Annotated in this window: 16 protein-coding genes; all 16 read left to right on the plus strand. The window is 41.8% G+C overall.

The genetic code is table 11. The features are described from left to right. The first annotated feature begins 31 nt into the window (after positions 1-31). Entirely contained in the window at positions 32-1,141 is a 1,110-nt protein-coding gene (locus tag BEI65_RS15705) for a DegT/DnrJ/EryC1/StrS aminotransferase family protein (RefSeq protein ID WP_099064129.1), read from the plus strand. Then, on the plus strand, positions 1,141-1,713 hold the full coding sequence (locus tag BEI65_RS15710) for an acyltransferase (RefSeq protein WP_099064130.1): 573 nt from the start codon (positions 1,141-1,143) through the stop codon (positions 1,711-1,713). Before BEI65_RS15705 ends, BEI65_RS15710 begins: the two co-directional genes overlap by 1 nt. Beyond that, positions 1,710-2,867 (plus strand): TDP-N-acetylfucosamine:lipid II N-acetylfucosaminyltransferase, encoded by a 1,158-nt coding sequence (locus BEI65_RS15715; protein ID WP_099064131.1) that lies wholly within the window; start codon positions 1,710-1,712, stop codon positions 2,865-2,867. The genes BEI65_RS15710 and BEI65_RS15715 overlap by 4 nt, the downstream gene beginning before the upstream one ends. Further along, positions 2,854-4,260, plus strand: a complete 1,407-nt coding sequence (locus BEI65_RS15720) for a lipopolysaccharide biosynthesis protein (protein WP_099064132.1) — start codon at positions 2,854-2,856, stop codon at positions 4,258-4,260. Before BEI65_RS15715 ends, BEI65_RS15720 begins: the two co-directional genes overlap by 14 nt. A 105-nt stretch (positions 4,261-4,365) precedes the next feature. After that, the gene (rffG, locus tag BEI65_RS15725; RefSeq protein ID WP_099064133.1) at positions 4,366-5,430 is read left to right on the plus strand and encodes a dTDP-glucose 4,6-dehydratase; all 1,065 of its coding nucleotides are present in this window, start codon (positions 4,366-4,368) and stop codon (positions 5,428-5,430) included. 20 nt (positions 5,431-5,450) lie between these two features. After that, positions 5,451-6,320 (plus strand): glucose-1-phosphate thymidylyltransferase RfbA, encoded by an 870-nt coding sequence (gene rfbA, locus BEI65_RS15730; RefSeq protein WP_099064134.1) that lies wholly within the window; start codon positions 5,451-5,453, stop codon positions 6,318-6,320. Position 6,321: 1 nt separating this feature from the next. Beyond that, on the plus strand, positions 6,322-6,858 hold the full coding sequence (gene rfbC, locus BEI65_RS15735) for a dTDP-4-dehydrorhamnose 3,5-epimerase (protein ID WP_099064135.1): 537 nt from the start codon (positions 6,322-6,324) through the stop codon (positions 6,856-6,858). Then, positions 6,855-7,718 carry a dTDP-4-dehydrorhamnose reductase gene (gene rfbD / locus BEI65_RS15740; protein WP_099064136.1) on the plus strand — a complete coding sequence of 288 codons (864 nt, stop codon included), beginning with the start codon at positions 6,855-6,857 and terminating at the stop codon, positions 7,716-7,718. Before rfbC ends, rfbD begins: the two co-directional genes overlap by 4 nt. 46 nt (positions 7,719-7,764) lie before the next feature. Next, positions 7,765-8,637, plus strand: a complete 873-nt coding sequence (locus BEI65_RS15745; protein WP_232519104.1) for a glycosyltransferase — start codon at positions 7,765-7,767, stop codon at positions 8,635-8,637. Positions 8,638-8,889: 252 nt separating this feature from the next. Further along, positions 8,890-9,954 (plus strand): O-antigen ligase, encoded by a 1,065-nt coding sequence (locus tag BEI65_RS15750; RefSeq protein WP_157765456.1) that lies wholly within the window; start codon positions 8,890-8,892, stop codon positions 9,952-9,954. 52 nt (positions 9,955-10,006) lie between these two features. Then, entirely contained in the window at positions 10,007-10,840 is an 834-nt protein-coding gene (locus tag BEI65_RS15755; protein ID WP_099064138.1) for a glycosyltransferase family 2 protein, read from the plus strand. 313 nt (positions 10,841-11,153) lie between these two features. Then, positions 11,154-12,686, plus strand: a complete 1,533-nt coding sequence (locus BEI65_RS15760) for a hypothetical protein (RefSeq protein WP_099064139.1) — start codon at positions 11,154-11,156, stop codon at positions 12,684-12,686. Positions 12,687-13,258: 572 nt separating this feature from the next. Continuing rightward, positions 13,259-15,025, plus strand: coding sequence for a type I secretion system permease/ATPase (locus BEI65_RS15765; protein ID WP_099064140.1), 1,767 nt, complete (start codon positions 13,259-13,261; stop codon positions 15,023-15,025). 54 nt (positions 15,026-15,079) lie between these two features. Beyond that, the gene (locus BEI65_RS15770; protein WP_099064141.1) at positions 15,080-16,411 is read left to right on the plus strand and encodes an HlyD family type I secretion periplasmic adaptor subunit; all 1,332 of its coding nucleotides are present in this window, start codon (positions 15,080-15,082) and stop codon (positions 16,409-16,411) included. A 2-nt stretch (positions 16,412-16,413) separates the two neighbouring features. Then, on the plus strand, positions 16,414-17,790 hold the full coding sequence (locus BEI65_RS15775) for a TolC family outer membrane protein (RefSeq protein WP_099064142.1): 1,377 nt from the start codon (positions 16,414-16,416) through the stop codon (positions 17,788-17,790). 299 nt (positions 17,791-18,089) lie between these two features. After that, positions 18,090-18,749 (plus strand): UDP-glucose 4-epimerase GalE (gene galE / locus BEI65_RS27170; RefSeq protein ID WP_232519105.1); only part of this gene is annotated, 660 nt, incomplete at its 3' end.

Genomic DNA, 18,749 nt, shown 5'->3' on the forward strand with positions numbered 1-18,749 from the left:
TTATCTAAGTTAATGTATTATCGGAGTTTTTATGAGCAATAAGAATATCTATGTAACTCAACCTTACTTACCAGATTTGAGTGAGTTCGTTCCTTATTTGGAAAAAATTTGGGATAATAAAATATTAACTAATGGTGGACCAATGCACGAAGCATTGGAGAAAGAGCTTTGTGAGTACTTAGGTGTCAATGAGATCGCGCTTTTTAATAATGGAACTATAGCATTGCTTACTGCATTACAAGCGATGAGGATTACTGGTGAGGTTATCACGACACCATACTCATTCGTAGCTACCGCGCACTCTTTATTATGGAATGGAATAAAACCTATTTTCGTTGATATTGATCCTGTAACACTGAATATAGATCCGGATAAGATTGAAGCAGCGATTACACCTCAGACAACAGCAATTATGCCAGTACATTGCTATGGTAATCCTTGTGATATTGAAAGGATCCAAGAAATCGCTGATAACTACAATTTGAAAGTTATTTATGACGCAGCACATGCATTTGGTGTTACCGATAAAGGCGGTAGTATTCTAAGGCATGGTGATTTAAGTGCTATTAGTTTCCATGCAACCAAAGTGTTCAATACATTTGAAGGGGGGGCCATAATCTGCCCTGATAAAAAAACCAAAATAAGAATAAACAATCTGAAAAACTTTGGCATAGTCGATGAGACTACTGTGGTTGCACCAGGTATTAACGGGAAAATGAGCGAAATTAATGCCGCTTTTGGCCTATTGCAGCTTAAGCATGTTGATAACACGATTCAGCGACGTAAGGAAATAGATGAGATTTATCGCAAAGCATTTGCAGAGTTAAAAGGAATCCGGGTTGTACCTCAGTCTGGGCAAGTTGATGCTAATCATGCCTATTTCCCTATTTTGGTTGAAGAAGAGTTCAGGCTGAATCGAGAGGAACTGTACTTTTACCTGAAAGAGCATAATGTATATTCTCGACGATATTTTTACCCGCTGATTAGTGACTTCTCTATGTATAAAGGAATGAAATCGGCGTCTAAGGAAAATCTTCCTGTTGCGAATGACATTGCGCAGAAAGTACTTTGTCTCCCAATATATCCAAATCTGTCTAATGAAGAACAAGAAAGAATAATATCTTTAATTCAGGGGGGGTAATGGCATATTATACTAATTCAGAATTAGCAAGTTTTGGGTTTCTCAAACTTGGCGAAAGTGTAAAAATATCAAAAAAAGCCTCTCTATATAATTGTAATAAAATAACTATTGGTAATAATGTAAGAGTTGATGACTTTTGCATATTATCTGCTGGGAATGGTGGTATAGATATAGGGAATAATATTCATATCGCCGTATATAGTTCAATTATTGGGGCTGGAAAAGTCACGATTTCAGACTATGCGAATATATCATCTAAGGTCGCAATTTATAGCAGCAGTGATGATTATAGTGGCGAGTTTATGACTAACCCTACAGTTAGTGACGAGTTTACTAATGTATCACATGCTGATGTCTTTATAGGGAAGCATGTAATTATAGGTAGTGGTAGTGTCATATTACCTGGTATTACTATCGGCGAAGGTGCAGCTATAGGGGCATTAAGTTTCGTTAACAAAAACTGTAAACCTTTTCTTATTTATGCTGGGGCACCTGTGCGCATCCTAAAAGAAAGAAGGAAAGATTTATTATTACTTGAGGAAAAGCTAAAAAGACGAAAAACTGACTCATGAAAAAAATCAAAATACTACATTTATGCACAGATGAAAAATTCATTGATAGAGCGATTAATATTTTCGAAATGGCTTATCCTGAGCAAAATACACTCTGTGTATATAGCAAGGGGAAAAAAATATCACATATAAAAAGGGAGGTGGATTTTAAAGTTGGCATTAAAGAGTCGTTGATAGGTATTGATTTTGCTAAGGTTGGCAGTTTTGATGTATTGGTAGTTCATTCCTTGAGGGATTTTTGGTTTAGAACAATCGAAAAATTAGATAATGGAACTCCTGTTGTATGGCTAGGTTGGGGTTATGATTATTATGATTTAATTGGTGGGAATGACAGGTGGTTATTAAAAGATACACTTTTATTTAGCCAGAATATGGGTGAAAATAAAAATTGGAAACAACGCATAAAGAATGCTTTTTTATTTCTTAGCAAAAGGCGATTAAGCGTAATCGAGAAGATACAATTTTTTTCTCCTGTAATACCAGATGAATATGGAATTTTGAAGAATAGTCGCAAATGGCGACATTTTCCTGAGCAAGTCGATTGGAATTATGGTGCAGCCGAAAAAGATCTCTCCTGTTACGTTTCTGATATGGACGATGGGCATTTAATCGGTGGGAACGTTTTAGTGGGAAATAGTGCCACCAGTACAAATAATCACCTTGAAATTTTCAACTTCCTAAAAAATGTAAATTTGCAAGGGCGAAAGTTTATTGTACCACTCAACTATGGTGATATGGAATATGGCGTCAGAATACAAAAAGTGGCTAGGGATAAATTAGGTGTTAAGGCCGATATTTTGGCAGATTTCATGCCCATTGAAGAGTACATGGAAAAAATAAGTTCATGTGGTTTTGTTATAATGAATCATGTCAGGCAGCAAGGTGTCGGAAATATCATTAGCATGATTTATATGGGGGCGAAAATATTTCTTAGGGAGGAAAATCCAACTTTTAATTTTCTAAAAAATAAAGGAGTAGTGATTTTCTCCGTTCAGGAACTTGAAAGAAATTATCAGCTTTTATCAGCAACACTCACTAATCATGATGTAATTAGTAATAGGGAAATTATTGAAAGGATTTGGTCAAATGCGGCACTTTTAGAAAAAACAAAAAAACTCATTTCTATTTTGGTAAAGAAAAATGGAAAAATTTAATCTTAAGCTTATTCTTTCATTCGCAATGGGACCTATAGGTGCTGCTGCCTTGGGGTTTATTACCTTACCGGTAATGACATGGCTATATACCCCCGATGATATCGGCCGGTTTGGGATGTTAAATGTAGCCATATCATTTGCAGTTTTATTATTTGGTTTGGGGTTGGATCAGGCATATGTCCGACAGTATCATGAAAGTGAAAATAAAGGTGAGTTGCTTAAAATATCAATCGCACCAGGGCTTGTATTATTGCTTTTAGTCTGTCTTGTTTCTTTTTTAAAACCAGAGTATATATCATTTTTACTTTTTGATAAAAAAAATATCTCTATTAGCGCTCTGGTTGTTTTTATTCTTATTTTCAATTTCATACTAAGATTTTTATCCTTGATAGTTAGAATGGAGGGGCGGGGGAGCCTTTTTTCATTAAGTCAATTGGTACCCAAGTTTGTTATTATCATTAGTCTTTTGTTCTTTTATTTTTTCTGGAATTACCATTATTTTGAACAATTGTTATGGGCGAATTTTTTCGGATTCCTGCTTACTTTAATTATCATGTTGCTAATAACCAGAAAGGACTTATTAGCAGCAATTTCATCCCGTGTAAATTATTATAAATCTAAAGAGATGATCCGTTTTGGGTTTCCGCTAATACTAGGTAGTTTGGCTTTCTGGGGGATGACGGCGATGGATAGAGTATTTTTGCGTACCCTATCCACATATGAGCAATTGGCAATATTCTCTGTTGCCGTTAGTTTTGCAAGTGCAGCGACTATAATACAAAGCATTTTTTCTACACTTTGGGCACCGATGGTATATAAAATATCCAATAATGATGAGGAAAGTCTGAGGCTTGTGACCAAAGCATCTCAGTATATATTACTGGTTGTTGTTACTCTGTTTTGTATAGCTGGTCTTCTATCTTGGCTCGTTGATTTATTTATTCCTGATAGCTATAAAAGTGTGAAATTTGTGTTGTTAGCATGTCTTGGTTATCCATTACTTTATACTTTATCAGAAACTACAGTTGTAGGTATCGGTATAAGTAAAAAGACATTTTATTCAATGTTAGCCTCTGTGTTAGCTCTATGCATTAATTTTTCACTGAATTATATTTTAGTGCCTCATTTTGGTGCCGCAGGTGCTGCTGTTAGCACCTGTATAACATTTTGGTTCTTCTTAGTGTTTCGAACAGAGTTTTCTATACTATGTTGGAAGAAAATCCCTCGATTGGATTTGTATTTTTTCACACTGTTATGCATTTCAGGTGCATCTGTAGAAGCGATTTTTGGAGAGAATTATTCTATTTATTTGAAGTTTTATTGGGGAGGGGTGCTGGCTCTGCTTGTATTTAGAAATCGTGATGTTATAAAGGATTTTAAATTTAAAAATTAATGGTAAATGAAGTGGATTTGCTCTTCTTATGCTTCTACTCTTTAATATTATCATTGATTTTATATTTTTATCTTACTGCTTTTATATTTTCTATTAAGGGTTGCTATGAAAATCATCGTTACCGGTGGTGCTGGGTTTATTGGATCAGCTGTGGCTCGCCATATTATTAACGATACCGCAGATGAAATCTTGGTGCTGGATAGCCTGACTTATGCAGGAAATCTTGAGTCATTAAAAACGATTGCAGATAGTGAACGTTTTAAATTTGAACATGCTGATATTTGCAATCGTGCAGAGCTAGACCGTATCTTTAGTGAGTTTAAACCGGATGCAGTAATGCACTTGGCCGCAGAAAGTCACGTAGACCGTTCTATTGATGGCCCAGCCGCGTTTATTGAAACTAACATTGTTGGTACTTACACTCTCTTGGAGGCGGCGCGACAATATTGGAATACGCTGGATTCGGAAATAAAAATGGCATTTCGTTTCCATCATATTTCTACCGATGAAGTCTATGGCGATTTGCATGGCACGGATGACCTGTTTACCGAAACCACGCCTTATGCGCCAAGCAGCCCATATTCCGCGTCTAAAGCATCCAGTGATCATTTGGTTCGCGCGTGGTTGCGTACCTACGGTTTCCCAACCATCGTAACCAACTGTTCTAACAATTATGGTCCTTATCATTTTCCGGAGAAACTGATCCCGTTAGTGATTCTCAATGCATTAGATGGTAAGTCATTACCTGTTTACGGCAATGGAGCCCAAATCCGCGATTGGCTATATGTTGAAGATCATGCTCGTGCGCTTTATAAAGTTGTGACCGAAGGTGAGTTAGGTGAAACCTACAATATCGGCGGTCACAACGAACGAAAAAATATCGAAGTGGTACAAACAATTTGTCGTTTACTTGATGAATTGGTGCCGAATAAATCTGCTGATTTTATTAAATATGAAGACCTGATTACTTATGTATCTGATCGTCCTGGTCACGATCTGCGTTACGCGATCGATGCTTCTAAGATTGATGCTGAGTTGGGCTGGAAACCGCAAGAAACTTTTGAGAGCGGTATTCGCAAGACGGTTGAATGGTATCTGGCTAATAAAGAGTGGTGGAGTCGCGTTAAAGATGGCTCTTACGCAGGTGAACGTTTGGGATTGACCCGTTAATTTTTTATAAGGATTTCAAGATGAAAGGTATTGTACTAGCGGGTGGTTCCGGGACACGTTTGTATCCTATTACACGCGGTGTATCTAAGCAATTGTTGCCGATTTATGATAAGCCAATGGTCTATTATCCTATTTCTGTGCTGATGCTGGCGGGGATCCGGGATATTCTGATTATTTCTACGCCAGAAGACATGCCTTCTTTCAAACGTCTGCTTGGCGATGGCAGTCGTTTTGGCATCAATTTAAGTTATGAAATTCAACCAAGCCCAGATGGGTTGGCCCAGGCTTTCCTGATTGGTGAAGAATTTATCAATGGTGACCGCTGTGCTTTGGTTCTTGGCGACAACATCTATTTTGGCCAAAGTTTCGGTGCAAAATTGGAAAGCGTAGTAGCACGTAATGAAGGTGCCACCGTTTTCGGTTATCAGGTTATGGATCCGGAGCGTTTTGGTGTTGTTGAATTTGACGAGCAATTCCGGGCCTTGTCACTGGAGGAAAAACCGGAGGTGCCGAAGTCCAATTGGGCGGTTACCGGTCTGTATTTCTACGATAAACACGTAGTGGAGATGGCTAAACAGGTTAAGCCTTCCACGCGCGGAGAATTGGAAATAACTACCCTGAATCAGATGTATCTGGAACAAGGGAATTTGAACGTTGAACTGTTAGGGCGTGGTTTTGCATGGTTGGATACCGGTACTCATGATAGTTTGATCGAAGCTTCACAATTCATCCACACCATTGAAAAACGACAAGGTTTCAAAGTGGCATGTCTGGAAGAAATAGCTTACCGGAAAGGATGGCTGTCGCGTGAGCAGGTGGCAGTTGAAGCTAAACTCCTTGCTAAAACGCTTTACGGACAATATCTCGCACACGTAATTGGGGATAAATGACATGCAAGTAATGAATACCAAGATTGATGGTGTCAAAATCATCCAGCCGAAGGTTTTTGGTGATACACGCGGTTTCTTCCTGGAGACTTTCGAGCAAAAGCGTTACCAGGAAATGTTGGGTATCAATTTCGACTTTGTGCAAGATAACCACTCACGCTCGGCAAAGGGTGTGTTACGGGGTCTACATTTTCAGAAGATCAATCCTCAGGGCAAATTGGTACGGGTTGTTCGTGGTGAAGTATTCGATGTTGCAGTTGATATTCGTCCGGATTCACCTACCTATGGCGCCTGGGAAGGTGCAATTCTGTCGGAGGAGAACAAGACACAGTTTTGGGTTCCGCCAGGTCTGGCTCATGGCTTCGTCGTTCTTTCCGATATTGCGGATTTCGAATATAAATGCACGGATTACTACAATCCGGCGCATGAAGGTTGTTTACTGTGGAACGATCCTGAAGTTGGCATCGAATGGCCAATTGATAATCCACAGCTTTCAGAGAAAGATAAAGTTGGTAAGTTGTTTAAGGAGTTGGCCAAATGAAGGTGCTACTGACTGGCTCTAAAGGGCAACTGGGCAGTTGCTTCCAGGATCGTCTGCCATCGGGTTGGGAAATCTGGGCTACGGACTCGGACGTACTTGATATTACCGACTTAGCCAAGGTTAAACAGGCTGTCGCGCAATTTGAACCGAACGTTATCGTTAACGCCGCTGCATATACCGCAGTAGATAAGGCGGAGAGTGATTGTGCATTGGCGGCTCTGATCAACGAAAGTGGTCCCAAGAATTTGGCGCTGGCAGCCAACGATGTTGGTGCACGCCTGGTGCATGTGTCGACGGATTATGTCTTCGACGGCACGGCGACGACGCCTTATGTTGAAACCGATGCAACGAACCCTTTGGGCGTTTACGGGAAAACCAAGTTGGATGGTGAGATTGCCGTAGCCAATATTCAGCCCGAGGCGATTATTATTCGTACCGCTTGGGTATTCAGCGAGTATGGCAATAATTTTGTGAAAACCATGCTGCGGTTGGCGAATGGACGAGACACATTAGGTGTTGTTGCTGATCAGCACGGTTGCCCAACTTATGCTGGTGATATTGCATCTGCTATTATTAGTTTATTGAAGTCGGAGGCGAAGGGGGGGGTTTATCATTATTGTGGGTCGGATGAAATGAGCTGGCATGAGTTTGCTGAAAAAATATTTTTATATGCAAATGAGTTGAATCTGCTTGATAAGCACATGGTAGTCAACGAAATATCTACAGAAGATTACAAGACGCCAGCGGCAAGGCCTAAATACTCAATATTATCAAGGGGGAAAATATCTGAATTTGGAATCCAAGGGGCTAGTGTTTCTGAAAGTTTAAAGTTTGTCCTTAATGAAATTAAAAATAAATGATTCATTTTGACTGATTTTTAGTATTTTAAGGCGGAGGTGGGGGGGGATGGGTAATAATGATAAGCTCGGGAGTGTTATGGATAGTTTACCAAAGGTGAGTGTTTATATTTCCACCTTCAATCGACTAGAGCGATTGAAGCGAGCTATTAGCTCGGTAAAAGGACAGGATTATCACAACATAGAGCTAATAGTTTGCGATGATGCCTCTACGGATGGGACGCAAAACTTTATGGAGGAGTTAGCAGCCAAGGATCCTAGTGTCATTTATTTACGTAATAAAGAAAATAAAGGGGCCTGCGCAACTCGAAATTTGGGGATATTTCAAGCCAGTGGTCATTTTATTACAGGGTTAGATGATGATGATGAATTTACTCCGGATCGTATAAGTTTTTTAGTGAAAAATTGGGATGATAAATACGCATTTATTTGTTGTGATTTTTTAGAGGAGTTTATCGGGGGGAAGCAAAAGAGTTTTTATGGTAAAAGTAAAGATATTTATTTTAATGACTATAGATCTATTTTATTTTATAACGTGGCGTCGAACCAAATATTTACGCTTTCGGCACGCTTGAGGGATATTGGTGGTTTTAACCCAGAGGTTAAACGTTTACAAGACTGGGATACTTGGCTCAGGTTGGCACATAAATACGGTGGTTTCTTACGTAAGAAAGAATCAAAGTATATAATGCATCATGACCACGAAATTAATGAAGAACGAGTGTCAAAAAGTTATTCATTTAGCCATTCTCTAATGGACCTGTTAAAAAGAAATGAAAGTATGTATAAGGAGAAGGATAGGGAATTTATGCTTTTTCTTATCGACGCGAGTGATAAAAAAGCGAGTCTAGTCCGATCTGCTTATTGGAGTTTTATAAAATTAGAACCGAAATTTATTGTTAAAAAGTTAATAAACAGATGAGGCAGTGCTAACTGAATCAAGAAGTGTTATACTTAATATGTTTACAAGCCATGAATCACTGTGGTTATTATTATCTAATGGCATGACGATGATACTTCTTGAGTTAACCTAATGATGGCAATTATGTCTAAAATGAAATCTAATTTCTTTATAAAAACCACAATATACTTGCTTATACTACGAAGTCCATTAATTATTTTTTCTATACTTTGTTATTTATTTTCTCATAAGAAAGTATTTGCCAGGTTTACGATGGCAATCATACCATTCCTTATTTTTTTAGTCATTGCAGCACTATATTCAATACATATGAATAATGAGATGATAAATATATCCGGACAAGGACGAGACATCCTTCTTTCGATCATTGTTGCTTTGTTTTTGATTGAGTGCGGTCGTTATGATATTAGTAATAGAGAAGTTATTTATAACTCTTTGAAAATATGTCTTTTATTGATAGCATGCGGAAAATTATTCATCATTATTTTTTCTGTCATTACAGGAATTAGTTCTATAGATATTATCACTTGGATTACACAAGTCTGGGATATCAATATGATGAAAATGAGTGTTGGCGATACATTTCTTACCCGCCTGCAAATACCTATGGACTCTCTAATTCCTTTCATGCTTTATTTTATAACGAAAGATATGATTCTTGGACGAGGGGGACGGGTTACTAAACTGATTTTCATTTTATTAGTTATATCTCTTGCCTTGACGTTATCAAGATCTTTATGGGCTCAAGGAATTCTATTCATTGGTTTGGCTGTATTACTTGAGGCCAAAGTTTCAAAAATATTGAAAATATTGCCCCTTTCTGTAATAGGTCTTGGGGTTATATTGTTTTTGACACCGATTGGTGACGTAATATTTGCTCTGGTAGATTCACGATTAAATAATCAAAGTTCGAATGCAGCCTCAGATCAGGAACGTGTATTTCAGAACAATGCGTTGTTGCACGCAATATCCTCGCATCCTTTATTCGGACATGGGATGGGGTATTATATTCCCAACGCATTGAGATCAACTACGACTCCATATCTATATGAAAGTCAGACGCTGTCAGTTATTATGGACTTTGGTCTTATAGGTGCCAGTGTACTATTTGTTATTTTCTTATCTGCATGCGTATATAATGCTTTAAACGTAAACGGAAAAAATTGCGTAAAAAATTTAATCATGCCATTGAATTGTTTCTCTGTTTGGCTGTTATCCGGCTCTGTAAATCCGTTTTTATTCGGTGCCTCGGGGGGGATTATTATATTCTTCTTCTCAAGGTTCCATTACGTTGATGACTTCTACAAAGTAAAGTAATAAGTAATGGTTTGTTGTGGAATTATAATATGAAAATATATGGGAATGTGGTATGAGTAATAAATGCTTGGTTGTTGTAGTCACATATAACAGCGAAAAACATATTCAATGGTGTGTCAGTGGCCTTGATCACATATGTAGTGATATTGAAATTCGTATCGTAGATTCAGGTTCAAAGAATACGGAATACTTAGATGACTTGGTAACAACCAATAAGCTCAGTATTCTTAAAGAAGGAAATATTGGTTTTGTCGCAGGTAATAATAAAGCCTTGTACGATATTGATGATTTTGATTGGGTTTTGTTTTTAAATCCGGATGCGCGGATTGAAAGTGATAATCTGAAAAAACTTTTGAGTTTTGCGAATCAGTCAGAACTGAATGATACTGGGATATTTACTGTCCCTCTGGTTAGGTTTGATATCAATGCAATGAAACCATTGAATGTTTTTGATTCTGTCGGCATCGCTTGTAATTATTATGGTCGATGGTATGATATTAAAGCAAACGAACCACAATCAGAAATTAAAGAAACTTTTACTCCAACTGAAGCTATCTGCGGTGCCTTTATGCTAACCCGTGTCTCTGCACTTAAACAGTGTGTTGACTCTAAAGGAAAGCCTGGATTTGAGCGTTCCTATTTTATGTATAAAGAAGATATCGAGATGTCTCAACGTTTTATCAAAGCGGGTTGGTGTCTGAGTGTTTACAATGAATGCACTGCATTTCATTGTCGGGGATGGAATTCATCGAGAAAGGAAGTACCATACTGGGCTAAATGGCATTCCGCAAAAAATGATGTGGATGTCGCAAAGAAATATAAATGGCGAGCACTACCCTTGGCGTTAAGCAAACTTATCTGGGTGAAATATCTAGAAAAAAAATAGTTTATGGAGGATTTACGGTTTATAGTTGGAGAAGTTCACGCTGATGCGCTCACGGACTCGCCCGTCACGCGTGGTATCGTGCAGGTGTTCAAGTTTGATTTTTTGTTCGTGAATGATAAATATTTTCATAACGGAAATCATGATCTCCTGAGCGGGTAAAATCAAGCGTCTTTGATCATTAGGGTAGATATAAGTTATAACTTTTCAGTTGAAGTGCCTATTTATAATATAAGAGCTTTTTTATTCCAAATAGTTCGTTTTTTCATAGTGACTTCATTGCATTCACCGTTGCTTTCCTATTTTTGGAGGTAATATGAAACTATTTTCCATTGCTAATGCCAGTATTACAATTTTTTCTTGCTTTTTTTTTATATTTAGCTCGGTTTCTGTATACGCTAATCCTGATGCGACTCAGTCACAATATTATGCAGAGATGAAGAAAACCCGTGAAGACCTAAGTGATGACACTTCGACATATGTCTATAATAAATTAATGAAGCGCGAGCTTTCGCATAGTTCTGACAATGATGGTGTGGATTTTGGTGTCCATGGGATGGAAATACCTGCGGTTAAATCGACAGGCGATTTCCAGAAAATAGATAAAGCTTTTGAGCTTCTATCTCGCACAGGTGTCAATAGTTTACGCAGTGCAGAAACCGCTTGGCACCGGGTCGCTGATGCTAATGGAGATCCTACCAATTTTAAAGAAGTCGATTTCCAGCTGAAAGAGGCTAGGAAATATGGTATGAGTCATAATTTCCTCTTCGGCTACCCTCCTGCAAAATACACCGTTGCTAATAATAAACTGTCAGCTGTTAATCCAAAGTATTATGATAAGTATAAAAATTATCTCGATGTTACTTTAAAGCATTTAGCCGGTTACGATGTCAAATATGCAGAGTTGGGTAATGAGGTTGATGCGCCGAGTGTTTGGTGGATGAAGTCGACGCCTGCGATGTATGTTAATGAGATGAAAATGCTCAAGGAAGCTATTCAAGCGTCCGGCCAAAATATTAAAACAGTAGCTTTTGCAGCAACATATTCACGTTCAGAGTTCAAGGGCGGGTTGGATGGGGGGCGCCGATTTATCGATAAAAGCTTCAAACTAGGAATTGATAAATATGCTGATGCATATTCTATTCATCATTATGTCTTCGGCGCGGATAACTTGCCGGGCTATATGCGTGATATGGCAGACAAGAATGGTGGTAGCAACAAACCTATTCTGGACACTGAGCAGCTAGATACAGGGGCTACTGGACGATATCAGTCAAACCCTTATGACCTGGTAAAATTATTTGCTCGTGGCTTTTATTTTTATGATATGAAAAGAGTTGATTATTTTCTAGCTCAAGACAGATATTTAAACGGGAATCTATATTATTTTGGCCTGTTTGATGAAAACTGGAAACCTAAGTTGCGCTTACTAGCCTATGCAATGGCTGTTGACGCAATGAAAGGTAAGCATTTACTGTATATGGCAAGCCCACAGAAGGACGTTGAGGCTTATGTGTTACAATCCAATGCTAATGCTAATGCTAATGCTAATGCTAATGCTAATGCTAAGGGTAAGAAATACACAATTCTTATGTGGAAAAACCCGCCTAAAAATTCACCGGTCACTCCGGTAACGATTACCGGTATTAAGGGTGATGTCACCATCGAACAGTGGAACCTTGATGTCGAGAATAAGGCGGATATTTCGCAAGGGATCAAGTTAGATGATAAACCCATTGCGATTTACACGGATGAAAAACCTGATTGGCAAACTGTTAATAAAACATCATTTTCGTCTAAGTTACCAGCCATGGCAGTAAGTCGCTCTCCTATGCCAAATGACAAATGAGTTACCTAACTTCTAATTCATAATGTAAATTATAAATCCAACGGTTTTTTTCTGTAAAAAGGCAGAATTTCATTCTGCCTTTTTTTGTTTTTTAACCTTGCCTAATATCAAACCCTTTACCAAAGTTAATCTCATTTCTTGCAGGTCGCCTCACCGGATTTTTATAGTTTGGTAAGGAGGATATTACCGGTTTAACCTATTAACTATAAAAAGTACGCCGTAGGTTTAAGAGGTTTAGATTTATTTATTGTTGCTATTGTAATGGTTTTCTTGGTAATTATTATTGTACTTGAGATCACCATATCGATTTAATCTTTGTATGTTTCTTCCAGGAGGCTGTCTCTCTGAATTTCTATAATCCAATGTTCTATATTGTTTTTTTTCCTCTGTTAGTCTTTTTTTTTTTTGCTAACACCTTGCTGATATTCACTTTGTCTGTCTATAGTTAAACAAAAGTTGCCTTGGTTTGAGGTATGTCCTGGCGGGGGTTTTTGATTAAGGTGTTTTTTAGGATTTTCCTTATGATAAATGGGGCGCAGAGGCAGAAGGTGTGAGCATTATAAGGAAGAAAAGTGAATCAATTTATACCGCGTAATGAAATTGCGGATGTTATACGGACACGCAGTAAAATCTTCTGGACCGTTGGCATATTCACCGCATTTATAAATTTATTAATGTTAGTTCCTTCTGTTTATATGTTGCAGGTCTACGACAGGGTTCTTCCTTCACGTAATGAAATCACTTTGCTGATGTTAACGCTGATTATGCTGGGAATGTTCGGCATGATGGCGCTACTTGAGTATGTTCGTAGCATGGTAGTTATCCGTATCGGCAGTCAGTTGGATATGCGATTGAACACGCGTGTTTACACTGCGGCTTATGAGTCCAATCTGAAAAACGGTTCTTCTGATGCAGGACAAATGCTGGGCGATTTGACAACTGTACGGCAGTTCCTGACCGGTAGCGCATTGTTTGCGTTCTTCGATGCGCCCTGGTTCCCGATTTACCTGTTGGTTATTTTCCTGTTTAACCCATGGTTGGGATTGTTCGCCCTGGTTGGTTCACTGTTGCTGATCGCGTTGGCGGTGGTTAACGAAATGGTTTCCAGGAAACCCTTGGGAGAAGCCAGCAAGCTATCGATTATGTCCAGCAGTTTGGCGAGTACAAATTTGCGTAATGCCGAAGTGATCGAGGCATTGGGCATGCTACCTAATCTAAAGCGTCGCTGGTTCGGTTTGCATCAGAGATTTCTGAATAGCCAACGTGTCGCCAGCGAGCGTGCCACTACCGTTACCTCCATAACCAAGTTTGTTCGTCTTTCTTTGCAATCCCTGGTGCTGGGACTGGGGGGCTGGTTGGCGATTGATGGCCATATTACCCCCGGCATGATGATTGCGGGTTCTATCCTGATGGGGCGTACGCTGGCGCCTATCGAACAGGTGATCAACGTTTGGAAGAGCTGGAGTTCAGCCAAACTCTCCTATCAGCGCCTGGTAAAATTACTGGATAAACATCCGCCACGCGGTATGGGTATGTCTTTGCCACGCCCGGAAGGGGTTATTTCTGTTGAAGGTGTCACTGCTACGCCTCCGGGGTCCAGGGCCGATGCGGTATTACATAATGTCAGCTTTGCGATCCAGCCAGGTGATGTATTGGGGATTATCGGGCCAAGCGCTTCCGGCAAATCCACGTTGGCGCGTTTGTTGGTCGGTATCTGGCCGGTTAGCGAAGGCATTGTACGGCTTGATAACGCCGACATTTACCAATGGAACAAAGACGAACTGGGACCCTACATCGGCTATCTGCCGCAGGATATCGAACTGTTCGCCGGGAGCATTGCCGAGAACATCGCTCGTTTTAACGACATCGATTCTGAGAAGGTGATTGAAGCCGCCAAGTTGGCTGGGGTGCATGAGCTGATCCTGCGCTTCCCGAACGGCTATGATTCGATCATTGGTAATGGCGGCGCGGGGTTATCTGGTGGGCAGAAGCAGCGTATTGGCCTGGCCCGTGCACTGTATGGCGATCCATCGCTGATCGTATTGGATGAACCCAACTCCAATCTGGATGATGCCGGTGAAAAAGCGCTGAATCAGGCGATCCTGTTCCTTAAACAGCGTAATAAAACGGTGATCCTGATTACCCACCGAACCAACCTGTTGTCGATGACCACCAAGCTGCTGCTGTTAGTGAACGGTACCGTCAATGCGTTTGGCCCAACTCAGCAGGTGCTGCAAGCGCTGACCAATGCGCAGAAGGCGCAAACTCCACAGCCGGCGGTGCGCGCAGTCAACTCCGAGCCGGACGAAGGCAATATCCCAAAAACTCAAATTAATTAAGCTGTCTACTTGCCGGGCGGCGCCGAAATGCCGCCTGCAGTCAAAGGAGTTGGTATGTCTACGCAGATTGGCGAGCCGCAAGACTTGTATTCAGAACAGATCCCACAGGATGAACGGCGTTTCACCCGGATGGGGTGGTTAGTGGTTGGGATTGGCCTGTTTGGCTTCTTCGCCTGGGCTGCGTTTGCACCTTTGGATAAAGGGGTCGCGTCACCAGGTTCGGTGACCGTTTCCGGGAATCGTAAAACCGTACAGGCCCCGGCCAGCGGTATCATCAAAAGTATCACGGTAAAAGAAGGCGACAAGGTTAAAGCGGGCGAGGTGTTGGTGCAGTTGAGCCAGGTTCAGGCCCAGGCGCAGGTTGACTCGCTTCGCGACCAATATTACACCACGCTCGCCAGCGAAGGCCGTTTGCTGGCTGAACGTGATGGATTAAGCAAGGTCACTTTTTCTCCTGTATTTGAAAGCATCCAGGCTCAGCCGCGGGTCGCTGAGATCATCGCCTTGCAAACGCAGTTATTTTCTTCACGTCGCCAGGGCTTACAAAGCGAAGTTGACGGTTATAAACAGTCAATGGACGGCATGCGTTTCCAGCTAAAAGGGTTGCAGGACTCAAGGGTCAACAAGCAAATCCAGCTTGCCAGCCTGCGTGAACAGATGAACAGCATGAAGCAACTGGCCGCGGACGGTTATTTACCGCGTAACCGTTATCTGGAGGTGCAGCGTCAGTTTGCGGAAGTTAACAGCAGTATCGATGAAACCGTTGGGCGTATTGGCCAGGTACAAAAACAGTTGCAGGAATCTCAGCAGCGGATCGACCAACGCTTTGCCGACTATCAACGCGAAGTCAGAACTCAGTTGGCGCAAACGCAGATGGATGCCAGCGAGTTCAGAAACAAGCTGGAAATGGCGAATTTTGATCTCGGCAATACCGCTATCACCTCGCCGGTAGATGGCACTGTTGTCGGATTGAATATCTTTACTCAGGGGGGGGTCGTGGGAGCGGGTGACCACCTGATGGACGTTGTACCCAGTCAGGCTACATTGGTGGTGGATTCACGCCTTAAGGTAGAGCTGATTGATAAAGTGTACAACGGGTTGCCGGTGGATTTGATGTTTACCGCCTTCAATCAAAACAAGACCCCGAAAATACCGGGGACGGTGACGTTGGTTTCTGCCGACCGCCTGGTCGACAAGGCCAATGGCGAACCCTACTACCAAATGCAGGTCACAGTTTCGCCCGAGGGCATGAAATTGCTCAGTGGCGAAGACATCAAACCGGGGATGCCTGTTGAGGTGTTTGTGAAGACCGGCTCGCGCTCACTGTTGAGTTATCTGTTTAAACCTATTTTGGATCGCGCTCATACTTCATTAACCGAGGAATAATTTTGATTCAATTTAAACGACAGGTTGCTGGCCTTGCTATCAGTACCCTCTTGTTTGCGATAGCTGCGCCGGTTCATTCGATAGGGATTATAGACGCATATTCGCTGGCACTTGAGAAAGATCCGACCTTTAGGGCGGCAATAAAAGAGAAAGAGGCGGGAGACGAAAACGAAAACATCGGCAGGGCGGGGCTGCTGCCGAAGGTATCGCTCAATTACCAAAACTCGCCGAGAAACTGGCAAACGCAAAAGTATCCGCAAAGTGATTTCTTTGGCAATGTCACAGAAACCACCAAGCGGCAGCAGTATCGCAGCTATTCCAGCTCGGTAACGCTGACACAGCCGCTGTTCGATTATGAGGCCTATGCGCGCTACAAGGCTGGCGTGGCGCAGACGTTGATGTCTGATGAGCGTTACCGCAGCAAGTTTCTCGATTTGGCGGTACGGGTGATCTCCGCCTACGTTGAAGTGGCTTACTCCAAAGACCAAATCGCTTTGGCCTCAGCGCAAAAGGCAGCCTATAAAGAACAGCTGTCGCTGAATGACCGTTTAATGAGCGCAGGTGAAGGCACCATTACCGACGTTTCTGAGACTCAGGCGCGTTACAGCCTGGCAGAGGCGCAGGAGATTGAGGCGCGTGATGCGTTGGATGCGGCTCAGCGTGAGCTCGAGGTCATTATTGGTATACCACTCAATCAACTGGATGACGTACAGCTGTTGCGTCCTGGTAAATTCCAGGTGGCGCCGTTGATCCCTTCCAAATTCGAAGAGTGGCAAAAAATTGCCATTGAGAATAACCCGATGTTGGCGGCTTCACGCCACGGGGTTGATGCGGCGAAATATGAGGTGGAGAGAAATCGTGCTGGTTTTATGCTGCAGGTGCAGCTCTATGCTTCACACTCGGAGAATGACTCGAGCAGTGATAACACGGTTAACCAAAAATATCGCACTGACAGCATTGGTGTGCAGGTGAGTATGCCGATCTACGCCGGCGGCGGCGTTTCGGCATCGACTCGCCAGGCTGCATCACGATATGGGCAGGCGATGTACGAAATGGATGCACAGGTGGGCACTACGCTCAACGATCTGCGCAAGCAATACAATCTTTGTATCAGCAGCCGTGCCAAACTGGCGGCCTACGAACTGGCGGTGAAGTCTGCGACCACGCAGGTGACGGCAACCCGGCAGAGTGTGCTGGCGGGGCAGCGTGTCAACGTGGATGTGCTGAATGCCGAACAACAGTTGTACAGTGCTCAACGTGACCTGGCGTCGGCCAAATACACCTACATAAAATCCTGGATCACACTGCTTAGTGATTCAGGCACACTAGATGAAAGTGATGTAAAACGCGTGGCGCAGTACTTTGTCATAAACCGCTGAACAGATAGTGGGAAATAGACTAAATATTCGCCATAAGTATTTATCTGAAAGAGCAGCCTTGAGCTGCTCTTTTTTGTCCCAATAGGCTATGTTTGCAGCCAGCAGCGCAATTGGGTTGCTGTGGATGAAGATTGAGAGCCGCTTTGACTGCTCTGACGTTTTGGCGATAAGTCGAGTAAGTTGTATCATGTCGCAGGCATTGATATCTTAGCTTTGCATTTTTCTCCTGATTTTTTGAACCAATATATTATTTTTAACCAGTGAGGATTCTCCAGTAAGGCTGGGGAAGAGGGGTTGATATGGCGATTTTAGTCACCGGTGGAGCCGGTTATATCGGATCACATACCGTTCTGGCTTTGCTGGAACGTGGTGAGGATGTAGTTGCATTGGATAACCTGTCGAACTCTTCGGAGGAGTCTTTGCACCGTGTAGAAAAGTTAGCGGGCAAAGCGGCTGTGTTTTACCAGGGTGACATTCAGGATGGTGAATGCCTGAAGCGCATTTTCGACGCTCATGAGATAGATTCGGTTATCCATTTTGCCGGCCTGAAAGCAGTGGGGGAGTCGACTCGCAAGCCACTGGAGTATTATCAAAACAACGTAGCCGGTACGCTGGTACTATTGCAAGAAATGCGTCGTGCAGGTGTTCATCAATTTATCTTTAGCTCTTCCGCTACTGTTTATGGTGCTAACTCTCCTGTGCCCTATGTAGAAACTACACCTATTGGTGGAACTACCAGCCCATATGGGACCTCAAAATTGATGGTGGAGCAGGTTTTGCAGGATTTTGCCAAGGCTGGGCCCCAGTTTTCCATTATTGCCCTGCGTTACTTCAATCCGGTAGGTGCGCACGAGTCAGGTTTGATTGGTGAAGATCCAAATGGTATCCCGAACAATCTGTTGCCCTATATCTCGCAGGTAGCGATTGGCAAACTGGATAAGTTGGGCATTTTCGGCGGA

Source organism: Serratia sp. BW106 (assembly GCF_002607755.1).
Taxonomy (GTDB): Bacteria; Pseudomonadota; Gammaproteobacteria; order Enterobacterales; family Enterobacteriaceae; genus Serratia; species Serratia proteamaculans.

What these genes read in the sequence shown, in the direction of transcription:
- BEI65_RS15720 (WP_099064132.1), top strand. Translation starts at nt 2,854, where the DNA reads ATGGAAAAATTTAATCTTAAGCTTATTCTTTCATTCGCAATGGGACCT.
- BEI65_RS15705 (WP_099064129.1), top strand. Translation starts at nt 32, where the DNA reads ATGAGCAATAAGAATATCTATGTAACTCAACCTTACTTACCAGATTTG.
- rffG (WP_099064133.1), top strand. Translation starts at nt 4,366, where the DNA reads ATGAAAATCATCGTTACCGGTGGTGCTGGGTTTATTGGATCAGCTGTG.
- rfbA (WP_099064134.1), top strand. Translation starts at nt 5,451, where the DNA reads ATGAAAGGTATTGTACTAGCGGGTGGTTCCGGGACACGTTTGTATCCT.
- BEI65_RS15715 (WP_099064131.1), top strand. Translation starts at nt 1,710, where the DNA reads ATGAAAAAAATCAAAATACTACATTTATGCACAGATGAAAAATTCATT.
- BEI65_RS15750 (WP_157765456.1), top strand. Translation starts at nt 8,890, where the DNA reads ATGGCAATCATACCATTCCTTATTTTTTTAGTCATTGCAGCACTATAT.
- BEI65_RS15760 (WP_099064139.1), top strand. Translation starts at nt 11,154, where the DNA reads ATGAAACTATTTTCCATTGCTAATGCCAGTATTACAATTTTTTCTTGC.
- BEI65_RS15770 (WP_099064141.1), top strand. Translation starts at nt 15,080, where the DNA reads ATGTCTACGCAGATTGGCGAGCCGCAAGACTTGTATTCAGAACAGATC.
- BEI65_RS15710 (WP_099064130.1), top strand. Translation starts at nt 1,141, where the DNA reads ATGGCATATTATACTAATTCAGAATTAGCAAGTTTTGGGTTTCTCAAA.
- BEI65_RS15755 (WP_099064138.1), top strand. Translation starts at nt 10,007, where the DNA reads ATGAGTAATAAATGCTTGGTTGTTGTAGTCACATATAACAGCGAAAAA.
- BEI65_RS15745 (WP_232519104.1), top strand. Translation starts at nt 7,765, where the DNA reads ATGGGTAATAATGATAAGCTCGGGAGTGTTATGGATAGTTTACCAAAG.
- rfbD (WP_099064136.1), top strand. Translation starts at nt 6,855, where the DNA reads ATGAAGGTGCTACTGACTGGCTCTAAAGGGCAACTGGGCAGTTGCTTC.
- rfbC (WP_099064135.1), top strand. Translation starts at nt 6,322, where the DNA reads ATGCAAGTAATGAATACCAAGATTGATGGTGTCAAAATCATCCAGCCG.